Here is an 11,982-nt window from a genome sequence, read left to right as displayed (position 1 = left end):
AGAACAGGCCCCGACACGAATGCCGGGGCCTGTAATGACCACATCCCTGTGGCCGGTCGCATGAACTTCATAAGTTGCGGCAGACGTATGGCTCAGCCCGCCTACCGCGCCTTCTCCCAGTCCAGGCGAGAAGTCTTGCCTTACTCGGCTTTCAGGCCGTCAGCGGAGACCGCCTTGACGCCTTTGATTTTCTTGGCGATGGCCACCGCGGTGGTTTTCTGAGCGTCGGTTACCGCAACGGTGGACGACAGGGACACAACACCTTTATTGGTTTCCACTTTGATATCGGTACCTGGAATGCCTTTCTCGGTAACCAGGTCAGCTTTGACTTTGGTAGTGATCCAGGTATCGGAAGTAGCTTCTTTTGCTTCAGTCACTTCACCGGCAGCCAGCACCATTGGCGACTGGGTAGCCTGGGTGGTTTGAGCAAACGCAGCGTTGGCCATGGCCAGGGTCAGCGTGGTAGCAGCAGCGGCAGCAATAGCGAACTTCTTCATACGAGTAACTCCTGTTTTTCTGGAAAATCTGCTGATTGTCTTGTCAGCAGGCTTACCGTAGATATTGCGAACGCTGTGCCAACTTTGAAACACGTATAAATAGCTTAAAAATCAATAACTTATAAAATCAGTCATTTTTCACAATCATGCAAATTGCATGAGTTGGAAATTATCTACATGCAAGTTGCGGGTTTTGAAGAAGGCCTAAGGCCATGAATTGTGGGAAGTTTTCTCAGACACCCGACACCGCTGAACATCGAGAAAAAAATACCCCGCATAAGCGGGGTATCCGGTAATAAGCGGATGTATCAGGCTTTCGGGACTACGCCCGTACAGCCTTTTGGCGCGTATTCCTGATCGACGGTGGTGGCACATGTCCAGCCTGTTGCCGTACGCGAAAGGGTGATGGTTTTGTTCAGCACCGGAGCCGGCGCATTAAGGATCGTGCAACCGATGGTCCCGCTACCATCAGTGGCTTTACCGCTGGCCGAGGTCGTGCAGTTGGACGTTGATGGCGTGCCGCCGACCTTGGCCAGATCAGGGTCGTCGCCCTGATTGATCACATCCTCGAACGCCACCTTCAACGCCGATATCTCGGCCAGCCCGGCCGTCACCTTGGCCCGCGCCTGGTACTTCGAGTAAGCCGGTATCGCAAACGTTGCCAGAATGCCGATGATCGCCACCACGATCAGCAACTCGATCAGGGTAAAACCTTTTTGATTGTTCAAGGACAGCCTCCGTGCATGAGTCGAATTCTCATGATCTGCACCTGCACAGCACAGCCCATGCCAAGCCCTGCGTCCCCTGTCCGCGGGGCGCGCGATCGCCACGAAGCCCCTTTTTTCCCCTCAGGAACCGCACTATCTGACACTTTTTGTCACCTCAACGGCGCTGGATTGGTTCTGCCGCTTGACTAGGCTATAAGTCGCTTCCCGAGGAACGCATCGGCACATTCACGATCTATGAGCCGATCGGCTGCGATCAACGCATCGGCGGTTACAAAGGGCTGAACATGGCAGTCAAGGCAGCAAGCACCAGCGTCTACAGCTGGGAAGGCACAGACCGGAAAGGCGCGAAGATAACGGGCGAGTTGAGCGGCCAGAACCCGGCGCTGATCAAGGCGCAATTGCGCAAACAAGGTATCAACCCCGGCAAGGTGCGCAGGAAGACCACATCGATTTTCAATCGGGGCAAGCGCATCAAGGCCCAGGACATTGCCCTTTTCACCCGGCAGATGGCGACCATGATGAAAGCCGGCGTGCCGTTGCTGCAATCCTTCGACATCATCGGTGAAGGCTTCGATAACCCGGCCATGCGCAAGCTGGTCGACGAAGTGAAACAGGATGTAGCGGCGGGCAACAGCTTCGCCGGCGCCTTGCGCAAGAAACCGCAATATTTCGACGAGTTGTACTGCAACCTGGTGGACGCCGGGGAACAGGCCGGCGCACTGGACACCTTGCTGGAGCGGGTGGCGACCTACAAGGAAAAAAGCGAGCGTCTCAAGGCGAAAATCAAGAAGGCCATGACCTACCCGCTGATCGTCGTGTGCGTCGCGATCATCGTGGCCGGCATCCTGCTGATCAAGGTGGTGCCGCAATTCGAATCCGTATTCAAGGGATTTGGCGCTGAGCTGCCGGCCTTCACCCTGATGGTCATCGACCTGTCGCAATTCATGCAGGCGTGCTGGTGGATGCTGCTGGGCGCGCTGACCGCAGGCATTTTCGCTGTGCGCCACGCCTTGAAAACCTCGCAAGGCTTTCGTGATCGAATGGACACCTGGCTGCTGAAACTGCCGCTGGCAGGTACCTTGATGTACAAGTCCGCCGTGGCCCGTTTCGCCCGCACGCTTTCGACCACTTTCGCCGCCGGTGTGCCGTTGGTAGAAGCCCTGGAGTCGGTGGCCGGCGCCACCGGCAACATCGTGTTCAAACGTGCGGTGCTGCGCGTTCGGCAGGACGTTGCTACGGGCATGCAGCTGAATTTTTCCATGCGTACGACCGGCGTTTTTCCCAACATGGCCATTCAGATGACCGCCATTGGCGAGGAGTCTGGCGCACTCGACGACATGCTCGACAAGCTCGCCGGCTTCTACGAGGACGAGGTCGACAATCTGGTCGACAATCTCACCAGCCTGATGGAACCGTTCATCATGGTGGTGCTGGGTGTTATTGTCGGCGGCCTGGTGGTTGCGATGTACCTGCCCATCTTCCAACTCGGCTCAGCGATCTGACATGCCCTTGAACGAAATTCTGATCCACTTCCCGCAGGCTTTCGTCGTCATCGCCGGGGTGGTCGGCCTGCTGGTCGGCAGCTTCCTCAATGTACTGGTCTGGCGGCTGCCGAAAATGCTCGAGCGCGAGTGGCGCATGCAAGCCCATGAGATCCTCGGGCTGCCCGGCGAAACACCGTTGCCTACTTTCAACCTGATGCTGCCCCACTCCCAATGCCCATACTGCGGCCACCGGATCCGTGCCTGGGAAAACATTCCGGTATTGAGCTTCCTGTTGCTGCGCGGGCGCTGTTCGGACTGTGCGACACCGATCAGCAAACGCTATCCATTGACCGAACTGGCCTGCGCGCTTCTGACCGCGTTCATTGCCTGGCACTTCGGTTTCGGTTGGCAAGCCGGCATGGCGATGCTCCTGACCTGGGGCCTGCTCGCCATGAGCCTGATCGACGCCGAGCATCAACTGCTGCCGGATGTACTGGTGCTACCGCTGATGTGGCTGGGGCTGATCATCAACAGCCTCGATCTGTTCGTGCCATTGCCTGAGGCGTTGTGGGGCGCCATTGCCGGCTACATGGCCCTGTGGGCGGTGTTCTGGGTGTTCAAGCTGATCACCGGCAAGGACGGCATGGGTCATGGCGATTTCAAGCTGCTGGCGATGTTTGGCGCCTGGGGCGGCTGGCAGATCCTGCCGCTGACGATCGTCCTGTCGTCCCTGCTGGGCGCGATCATCGGTGTGATTTACCTGCGCCTGCACAAGGCGCAAACATCGACGCCAATCCCTTTCGGCCCCTATCTGGCCATTGCCGGCTGGATTGCCCTGCTCTGGGGTGGTCAAATAACCGACTTCTATTGGCAGTTTGTCGGTCTGAAATGAATACCCCTGTGGAAAAACCCTGGATTCTCGGCTTGACCGGCGGCATCGGCAGCGGCAAAAGCGCGGCGGCCCAACACTTCATCGACCTGGGCGTGCACGCGGTCGATGCCGATCATGCCGCTCGCTGGGTGGTGGAACCCGGTCGGCCGGCGCTGGCGAAGATTGCCGAACACTTCGGCCCAGGCGTGTTGCTGGCCGACGGGCAACTGGACCGCGCCGCATTGCGCAAACTGATCTTCGAAGTACCAGAGCAACGCCTCTGGCTGGAAGCCTTGCTACATCCGCTGATCGCCGAAGAGATTGCCCATCACCTGGCGCTGGCAAAATCACCTTATGCGATCCTGGTTTCGCCGCTCCTGATCGAATCCGGCCAGTACGCCATGACCCAACGGGTCCTGGTGATCGATGCCCCCGAACAGTTGCAGATCGAACGCACCCTGCAGCGCGACCAGACCAGCGAGCAGCAGGTCCAGGCGATCCTCAAGGCCCAGTCCAGCCGCCAGGATCGCATAAGCCATGCCGACGACGTGGTGGTCAACGACCGCGATCTCGCCTGGCTGCACAGCGAGGTCGAACGCCTGCATCACTTTTACCTTACTTTGCGTGGAGGCCAGTCATGAGCCAACCAACAACCGTCGAATGCCCAACCTGTGGTGCCCCCGTGGAGTGGACAGCCGAGAGCAAATTCCGGCCATTCTGCTCTGATCGCTGCAAACTGATCGACCTGGGCGCCTGGGCGTCCGAAGAACACAAGATCCCAGTGGCTCCCGATGCCGAGGACGAGATGTTCAGCGGCGACTTCGACCCGCGTCACTGATTCACGATGGCGTCGACGATCTCAAGCATGCGCTGCATCAAGGCTTGGGATCGTCGTCTTTCCAGGGCGCCGACAGATAACGCGTACGGTTGAAGGTCTCCAGCCATTCCGGGCAGAACACCACCAACGCGCTGACGACCATGCCGTTGATGAACGCCTCGGGAAAAATGATCAGCCACAGGTAACCGACAAAATCCTCCAGCCAGTACGGCATGGCGAATCGTTCGTCGTACCACAACAACGTCAGCGCCAGCACCAGGCACAGCAACGCTGAAAGGGCTGCGGCAAAGAAACCGGAAACGAAGATGTACACGAAGAGATTTCGTGGCTGCGCGCGCTCCACCAGAATCGCACAGCATTCGGTGATCAACACTGGCAACAAAATGAACAGCGCGCCATTGACCCCCATGGCCATCAGGTCCTGACGGCCCAGCAGCACCAGGCCTGTTTGCGCCACCAGACCGCCGACGATCGCCAGCGGCCAGTCCAGCAACAGCGTCACCGCCGTCATGCCGATAAAGTGATAGGACACGCCGGTATCAAAGTCCCGACGCACCAGCCACAGCATGAACAGCGCAAACACCGTACCGAACAGCAGATGCTGGCGACGACTGTCGGTGAACAACTCGACCCAGGGTGCGCGCACAACGGCCCAGAGCAATACCGGTAGGTAGATCAACCACCCCACGTTCAGGGTCTGGGATGACAACAGCTCGACACCGATCATGGCTGGGCGCACTCCCTGTCTTGCCGAAAGAGAAAGAACCTCAGTCTACACCGCACTTCGCCGGCCCTTCGACCTCATGCCCAATGCCGTGGATCGTTCATCACCGCGTCATGTTCGGCAAACATTTTTGGAAGCTCTGCCTTGAGAAAATCCACCCAGGTACGCACCTTGGCATCGAGAAAACGCCGCGACGGATACAGCGCATAGACATTGCGCTCACGCAGGCGCCAGGCCGGCAGTACACGCAACAAGGTGCCATCGCTCAAGGGCCGAGTGGCGGTGTGGAACGGCAGCAGGCTGATGCCCATGCCAGCCTCCGAGGCCTTGACCATCGACTCGGCGACATTGCACTGGAAGGTCTTGGCCGGACTGATGGCATGTTCGCCGTGTTCGTCCTGGAATATCCACGGGTCGCCATACATGGGATCAAGCAGGCGCAGGCATTGATGCTCGTTCAGCGCCAGCGGCTGCTGCGGAATACCCCTGCGCCGCAGGTAATCCGCTGAGGCGCAAGGTACGCTGTAGATCTGCCCGATGGCCTGGGCGACCAATTGCGAGTCGGCCAGTTCGGGGGCGATCGAAATCACCACGTCGTGCCCTTCCTCCAGGGGATCGGGATTGCGCTGCGACAAAGTCAGTTCGAACACCACTTCGGGATAAAGCTCACTGTAGCGGGCGATCAGCGGCGTAATCAGCACGCCCAGGCCAGTCATGCTATGCACCCGCAGACGCCCGGCCGGGTTGATATGTGCGCCTCGGGCCTCGGCCGTCGCCTCGTCCATTTCTTCGACAATCTGCCGGCTGCGCAACAGGAAGCGCTCGCCCGCTTCCGTCAGGCTCAACCGTCGCGTGGTGCGTTGCAGCAGGCGTGCCTGTAGATGTACTTCCAGATCCGCGACCAATCGGGACACCTGTGCCGTCGACAGGTCCAGCGTGTCGGCCGCGGCGGTGAAACTGGCGCAGTCCACCACACGGATGAACACGCGCAAGTTGTTAAGCAAATCCATAATCCCCCCTCGGACTATTACATTATCCGTAACGCTGCATCAGCCGCTGGCCCCTTTATCCCCGGGTGGCGAAGACTAAAATCAATACATCAAAAACCACCCGGAGCACGCCAGCATGAAAACGTTGATCAGCCTGTTTCTGACCGTCATCGCCACCTCGGCGATGGCCGCTGACAACGAGCCGCTCGCTGTCTTGTACAACCCGGCGCAGCCGCTGGACATCGCCAAGGTGGTGTCTGTGTCGGACACCGCGACCGCCTGCGGGGTTGTGCCGGCGACCATGGTGTATGTGGATCATCAGGGCCAGACCCGCCGCGTGACGTACAACGTGATCGGCGATTGCACCAGCAACCTGTAATTGGCCGCTGCACTCACAGCAGGGTCCAGGTGTAACTGAGGATCAGGCGGTTTTCATCGATATCACTGCGGTAATTGGACCGCGCCATCGCGTTACGCACGCGGATGCCCAGGCCTTTGAGGCTGCCGCTTTGCAGCACATAGCCGATGTCCAGGTCACGCTCACGATCCTTGCCCTCATACCCCTTGCCGGTATCGACATTGTTGCCGCGGATGTAGCGCAGGGTACTGGTCAAGCCCGGTACACCCAGGGCCGCGAAGTCGTAGTCGTAACGCGCCTGCCAGGAACGCTCATCGGTGTAGGCGAACTCGTAGGTCGGCACCTCGTTACCCAGTGGTGAGATGTTGGCGAATACCCGCGGGAACGCGCTGTCGCCGAACATCCCCTGATAGCCGACATAAAAAGTGTGACCACCACGTTTGGCCGATAACAACGAATAGAACGCCTGGTTGTCGATGTTGCCCAGCAGTTTTTTGCCGTCTTCGCGCGAATCGAAGTACCCGAGGTTGGCGCCCAGGACCCAGTCACCCAAGGGTTCGCTGTGTTTAAGGCCCAGAAAGCGCTGGTTGTAGATGTCCTCCAGTTGCCCGTACCAGGCGCTGACCGAGGTGCGCTTGTCGTTGAAGGCATAATCGCCACCGGCAAAATTGAACCCGTCACTGCTGACCTGGCGCTGCGGCACATGCCCGAGCATGGCCTGCATTTTTTCGTCGCCAGCCTCGTTGCGCAGGCTGGTTGAACTCAAGTGTCCGCCCTGCAAGGTCAGGCCATTGATCTCGCTGGAGCTGATGCTCGCCCCCTGGTAACTCGGCGGCAGCAGGCGAATGTCACTGAACACCAGCACCGGCAGATTGGGTTGCAACTCGCCGACTTTCAGCTCGGTTTTCGAGTAACGCATCTTCAACGCGCCTTCCAGACGGCTGTAATTGTCCGCCGCGCGACCGTCATCCTGCACCGGCAGCAAACCGGTATTGACCCGGTCCGGGCTGCTGTCGAGCTTGAGGCCGAGCAAGCCGATGACATCCACACCAAAACCGACGGCACCCTGGGTGTAACCGGACTTCACGTTGAGGATGAAACCTTGGGCCCACTCCTGCGCCTTCGATTGTTGGTTGGCGCCGACGATGTCGGAATAGTCGCGGCTGAAGTAGTAATTGCGCGCCTGCAACGTCGCGGTGGTGTCTTCGATAAATCCACTCTCGGCGGCCATTGCGCCGGTGGAAAAACCCGAGACGACAGCCAGGGACAACGCCGAACCGGTTGTTGGAAGAATCTGTTTCATCGGTTTTTCTCTTATTGTTATTGATCGACAGGTTGAACAACTTCAGTCGCAGTGGATGTGTGAAGGGGAACGGGCCGACGCGCGTTTAACAGCACATGGGTGACCATGCCGAAAATCAGACCCCAGAAGGCAGCGGACAAGCCGAACAGCGACATGCCCGAAGCCGTGATCAGAAATGTCACCAGAGCGGCTTCACGGTCGCTCGGCACCGCCATCGCCCCCGTCAGCGCCCCGGCGATGGCGGCAAACAGCGCCAGCCCTGCCAACGCCGCAATCAGCTCCTTGGGGAATGCCGAAAACAGCGAAACCAGGGTGGCGCCGAAGATGCCCAGGACCAGGTAGCACAGGCCCCCTACCACGCCTGCGACGTAGCGTTTGCGCGGATCCTCGTGGGCTTCCCGACCGGTGCAGATGGCCGCCGTGATCGCGGCCAGGTTCAGCCCATGACAACCAAAGGGGGCCAGTAGCGCAGTGCCCAATGCACTGCTGGCGATGATCGGGCTCGCGGGCGTCGGGTAACCGCTGGCGCGCAGCACGGCCATGCCGGGCACGAACTGGCCGGTCAGCGCCACCATCACCAGTGGCAAGGCGATGTTCAGCGTCGCGCCCAGGCTGAACTCGGGCGTGATCCACACCGGAGTAGCCAGGCCGATCACCAATTCCTCGCGATGCAAATCACCGCTGAGTGCGGCAATCGAACAGCCCGTCAGCAGCACCAGCAACACCGCGTAACGCGGCATCAGCCGTTTGCCGATCAGATAGACAGCAAACATCGCCAGCACCAGCAACGGCTTGTGTTGCATGGAGACGAACAACCCGGTGCCGAAGCTGAACAGGATCCCGGCCAGCATCGCCGCCGCAATCGCGGCGGGAAGCTTGCTGATGATCCGGTCAAAAGCCCCCGAGACCCCAACCACAAAGATGATCAGGCTGCTGACCAGATAAGCCCCCACCGCTTCTGCCATGGAAATATCAGGCAACAACGCCACCAGCAACGCCGAGCCCGGTGCCGACCAGGCGATGATCACCGGTACCCGATAGCGCAGGCTCAAACCGATGCCCAGCACCGCGCTGCCGATGGAGATCGCCCAGATCCAGGACGACAGCAGTTCCCGCGGCAGATGGGCCGCTTGCGCCGCCTGAAAGATGATCACCAACGGCCCGGCATAGGAAATCACCGTGGCGATAAATCCGGCGACAGCGGCTGACAGGGAGAAGTCCTGGAAAAAAGCCCTCATGGCTCAGGCGCCCGTTGGCGACAGCGCCGGGCTGACGGCCATGGCGCTGCGTCGGTTGCTGATGGCGAACACCGTCATGGCGATGGCCGCTACGGCACCGGGCAAGGCGAATGCCATGAAGTTCAGTTGCAGCGGCAGGCTGATGCCAAGCAAGGCGCCGCCCAGCAGAGGACCGACGATGGCACCGTTGCGTCCGATGCCCGACGCCCAGCCAAGGCCAGTGGAGCGAATGGTCATGGAGTAGAACTGGGCGGCGCAGGCGTACAGCAGAATCTGCGAGCCGATGGTGGTGGCGCCAGCGATGGCAATCAGCAGGTACAGCACCGGCATCGGGCTGTTGAAGCCCAACAGGGTGATCGACACTGCCGCCATGGCGAAGAACACCGACAGCACACGCGGCAGGTTGAGCTTGTCACCCAGCACACCGCCGCCGACTGCACCGAAGATCGCCCCGAAGTTCAGCACCAGCAGGAACGACAGGCTGGAGCCCAGGCTGTAGCCGGCGTTGGCCATCAGTTTGGGCAACCAGGAACTCAAGGCGTAGACCATCAGCAGGCAGCAGAAAAACGCCAGCCACAACATCAGCGTGCGCAGTGCACGCCCCTCGCGAAACAACTGCAGCACCGGGGTGCCCGTGCCCTTCACTTCACTCATGTGCAACTGATCATCGGCCTGCGCGACATACACCGGGTCAATCCGCTGGAGAATGTTGCGGGCTTCTTCATTGCGCCCCTGGCGCAGCATGAAACCCACCGACTCGGGCAGGAAGTACATGATCAGCGGCAACAGCAGCAGTGGCAGGGCCGCCACGTAGAACACCGACTGCCAGCCGAAACTCGGAATCAGTACGATGCCCAGCCCGGCAGACAGCATGCCGCCCACCGAGTAGCCGCTGAACATGATTGCCACCAAGGTGCTGCGGATTTTTTTCGGCGCATATTCGTTCATCAACGCCACGACATTGGGCATCACACCACCAATGCCCAGGCCGGCAACGAAACGACAAAGACCAAATTCGGTGGGGTTGCGAGCGAAACCGTTGAGCACGGTGAAACCGCTGAAGAGCATCACGCAGATCGTGATGGCTTTCTTGCGTCCGATCTTGTCCGACAGCGGTCCGAAGAACAGTGCACCGAACATCATGCCGAACAGCGCATAGCTGCCCAGTGCTCCGGCTTGCAGAGGACTGAGCCCCCACTCTTTCATCAGCATCGGCAAGACCACGCCGTAGATCACCAGGTCGTAACCATCGAAAATGATGATCAGGGCACACCAGAACAGCACCATCCAGTGAAAGCGGTTGAACCGAGCGTTGTCGATAACCTCGTGTACGTCGATCTTGCGCATGGCATTCATCTCTTGTTGTTGTTTTTCCAGGAGCAGCGGTAGCACGGCTTACGTCCGTACAGCCGAGGGTAGAGTCACCAGGCGCGGGCCAATATCCGCATTGCGCAGACCACTATCCGTTTTGTGCAGCGCTCTGAATCGGGCTGGGGAGCGAGAGGTTTTGCCCCTCTCCGATAAACTGTCTTCTTTGCAATCACATTTGAGCGCTAAGCTTGGGCGTATGGATGATTCAGATTACTTACGCCTGCTGACCATTGCGGCCGAGCAAGCCAACGCGTTCCTTTCCAATGCCCGCAAATGGGAGCGGGAGCGTTGGGTTTGCCAACGCCTGCTGCAAGGCTTGAACATTCCCTACCGCGCCGACGAATTCGCCCCGGCCGGTGAGCCGCCGGACGTGTTGTTTCGCGACGCCAGTTTCGAGGTCTTCTTCGTGCTCGACGAAGGCCGCCGCCTCAATGATGAATGGCGCGACGAACTGCAGAGGCGGCGCAGCGCGTTTTCCTTGAGCCAGCTGGTACGGCGCGAGGCCAAGCCCCGGCGCATACCGGCCAACGAGTTCTTGCTGCGCCTGGCGCCGACCTTGCGTAAAAAAGCGCACAACTACAAAGAACGCGGCATGGATCTGGGCGAGCTGGACATCATTGCCTTCGCCAGCCTCAAGCGCGAAGTGCTGGACCTCAACAGTCATTTCCCGCCGCCCACCGAATACCTGCGCCAAGGCTGGCGCTCGCTGTCGCTGGTGGGCCCGACCTTCGCCCGCGTGCTGTTCGCGCATCCCGATGCACCGGACTTCCTGCGCAGTAACCTGGGACGCAGCATCGTGTTCGACGTCGGGATCAGCCTGTGAGCCCATTGCAGGAACTGATTGCCGAAGTCCCGCAAACCGGCCGCGTACGCTGGATCGGCGTGCGCCCGGAACGTCACGTGGCAATGATCGAACTGGATGCCGTGGAAGCGCGGCTCGAGGCCGGCCTGACGGGCGATCGTGCCCGACCCGGCATTCGCAATGCGCGTCAGGTAACACTGATTCAGTGGGAGCACCTGGCAGTGATCAGTTCGCTGATGGGCCGCCCGGACGATCAACCGGTCAAGCCTGAAGATTTGCGCCGCAATCTCGTTATCAGTGGGATCAATCTGTTCAGCCTCAAGGGCCGGCGCTTTCGCATCGGCAAGGCGATTTTCGAAACCACCGGCTGGTGCCAACCCTGCGCACGGCTGCAAGCCAACCTGGGTCCCGGAACGTTTCAGGCGGTGCGTGGACATGGCGGAATCACCGCCCGGGTGTTACAAAGTGGCATCATTCGCCTGGACGACACGGTGAGCGTCGAGCCCATTCCGGACAGCGGCTATGCTCCGTTCAACGTTCGTTGAATCAGCCTGTAGCTTCAACACCTTCAGCAACGTCTACCTGACGAGGCCTTTATGACCAGCCGCCTGAACCCCGACGACCAAAAGCATGTCGAAGAGTACCTGCAGTTGTCCCAGCACCGAGTCGAGCGCCGGCCTTTCCGGCCGTGGATGCTCCTGGTGCTGGTATTGGCAGTGACCATTGGTCTTGGCCTGTTGAGCCGACTTATCAGTTACCTGACGCTATGAGCTGCCTCG

General features: G+C 59.7%; 15 protein-coding genes. 8 read left to right on the top strand and 7 right to left on the bottom strand.

The window, feature by feature from the left end; all coding sequences use genetic code 11:
• Window positions 1-140: 140 nt before the first annotated feature.
• Both BKX96_RS26325 and BKX96_RS26320 read right to left on the bottom strand, forming a co-directional pair.
• Window positions 141-497, bottom strand: a complete 357-nt coding sequence (locus BKX96_RS26325; protein ID WP_046815686.1) for a BON domain-containing protein — start codon at window positions 495-497, stop codon at window positions 141-143.
• Between the two features lie 308 nt (window positions 498-805).
• Window positions 806-1,225, bottom strand: coding sequence for a pilin (locus BKX96_RS26320; protein ID WP_046815687.1), 420 nt, complete (start codon window positions 1,223-1,225; stop codon window positions 806-808).
• A 284-nt stretch (window positions 1,226-1,509) separates the two neighbouring features.
• Here BKX96_RS26320 and BKX96_RS26315 point away from each other — a divergent pair, with 284 nt between their 5' ends.
• From BKX96_RS26315 to yacG, 4 genes are read left to right on the top strand one after another with little or no spacing between them, the layout of a single operon-like run.
• The gene (locus BKX96_RS26315) at window positions 1,510-2,727 is read left to right on the top strand and encodes a type II secretion system F family protein (RefSeq protein WP_077185861.1); all 1,218 of its coding nucleotides are present in this window, start codon (window positions 1,510-1,512) and stop codon (window positions 2,725-2,727) included.
• Window position 2,728: 1 nt separating this feature from the next.
• Entirely contained in the window at window positions 2,729-3,601 is an 873-nt protein-coding gene (locus BKX96_RS26310) for a prepilin peptidase (RefSeq protein ID WP_077185860.1), read from the top strand.
• Window positions 3,598-4,221, top strand: a complete 624-nt coding sequence (gene coaE, locus BKX96_RS26305) for a dephospho-CoA kinase (RefSeq protein ID WP_046815690.1) — start codon at window positions 3,598-3,600, stop codon at window positions 4,219-4,221. The genes BKX96_RS26310 and coaE overlap by 4 nt, the downstream gene beginning before the upstream one ends.
• Entirely contained in the window at window positions 4,218-4,418 is a 201-nt protein-coding gene (yacG, locus tag BKX96_RS26300) for a DNA gyrase inhibitor YacG (RefSeq protein WP_007970539.1), read from the top strand. The genes coaE and yacG overlap by 4 nt, the downstream gene beginning before the upstream one ends.
• Before the next feature lie 37 nt (window positions 4,419-4,455).
• Here yacG and BKX96_RS26295 read toward each other — a convergent pair whose 3' ends face one another.
• Both BKX96_RS26295 and BKX96_RS26290 read right to left on the bottom strand, forming a co-directional pair.
• Window positions 4,456-5,145, bottom strand: a complete 690-nt coding sequence (locus tag BKX96_RS26295) for an energy-coupling factor ABC transporter permease (protein WP_077185859.1) — start codon at window positions 5,143-5,145, stop codon at window positions 4,456-4,458.
• Between the two features lie 74 nt (window positions 5,146-5,219).
• Window positions 5,220-6,152, bottom strand: coding sequence for a LysR family transcriptional regulator (locus tag BKX96_RS26290; RefSeq protein ID WP_046815692.1), 933 nt, complete (start codon window positions 6,150-6,152; stop codon window positions 5,220-5,222).
• A 115-nt stretch (window positions 6,153-6,267) separates the two neighbouring features.
• Here BKX96_RS26290 and BKX96_RS26285 point away from each other — a divergent pair, with 115 nt between their 5' ends.
• The gene (locus BKX96_RS26285) at window positions 6,268-6,510 is read left to right on the top strand and encodes a DUF2790 domain-containing protein (RefSeq protein WP_046815693.1); all 243 of its coding nucleotides are present in this window, start codon (window positions 6,268-6,270) and stop codon (window positions 6,508-6,510) included.
• A 13-nt stretch (window positions 6,511-6,523) separates the two neighbouring features.
• Here BKX96_RS26285 and BKX96_RS26280 read toward each other — a convergent pair whose 3' ends face one another.
• The 3 genes from BKX96_RS26280 to BKX96_RS26270 are packed head-to-tail and all read right to left on the bottom strand — an operon-like array spanning window position 6,524 to window position 10,377.
• Window positions 6,524-7,792, bottom strand: coding sequence for an OprD family porin (locus BKX96_RS26280; RefSeq protein WP_046815694.1), 1,269 nt, complete (start codon window positions 7,790-7,792; stop codon window positions 6,524-6,526).
• Between the two features lie 17 nt (window positions 7,793-7,809).
• A complete protein-coding gene (locus BKX96_RS26275) occupies window positions 7,810-9,030 on the bottom strand; it encodes a benzoate/H(+) symporter BenE family transporter (protein WP_077185858.1) in 1,221 nt (406 codons plus the stop codon).
• Between the two features lie 3 nt (window positions 9,031-9,033).
• Window positions 9,034-10,377, bottom strand: a complete 1,344-nt coding sequence (locus tag BKX96_RS26270) for an aromatic acid/H+ symport family MFS transporter (protein ID WP_077185876.1) — start codon at window positions 10,375-10,377, stop codon at window positions 9,034-9,036.
• Window positions 10,378-10,597: 220 nt separating this feature from the next.
• Between BKX96_RS26270 and BKX96_RS26265 the strand changes: the two genes are divergently transcribed.
• Genes BKX96_RS26265 through BKX96_RS26255 form a run of 3 tightly spaced genes read left to right on the top strand, consistent with a single transcriptional unit; the run spans window position 10,598 to window position 11,973 of the window.
• Window positions 10,598-11,224: a DUF1780 domain-containing protein gene (locus tag BKX96_RS26265; RefSeq protein WP_007970534.1), complete on the top strand. Its 627-nt coding sequence runs from the start codon at window positions 10,598-10,600 to the stop codon at window positions 11,222-11,224.
• A complete protein-coding gene (locus tag BKX96_RS26260) occupies window positions 11,221-11,748 on the top strand; it encodes an MOSC domain-containing protein (RefSeq protein WP_077185857.1) in 528 nt (175 codons plus the stop codon). The genes BKX96_RS26265 and BKX96_RS26260 overlap by 4 nt, the downstream gene beginning before the upstream one ends.
• Window positions 11,749-11,799: 51 nt before the next feature.
• On the top strand, window positions 11,800-11,973 hold the full coding sequence (locus tag BKX96_RS26255; protein WP_007996394.1) for a DUF3094 family protein: 174 nt from the start codon (window positions 11,800-11,802) through the stop codon (window positions 11,971-11,973).
• The last annotated feature ends 9 nt before the right edge of the window (window positions 11,974-11,982 follow it).

Source organism: Pseudomonas putida (assembly GCF_001976065.1).
GTDB lineage: Bacteria > Pseudomonadota > Gammaproteobacteria > Pseudomonadales > Pseudomonadaceae > Aquipseudomonas > Aquipseudomonas serbica.
The sequence above is the reverse complement of the archived record's forward strand: the minus strand, read 5'-3'. Positions and strand labels throughout refer to the sequence as shown.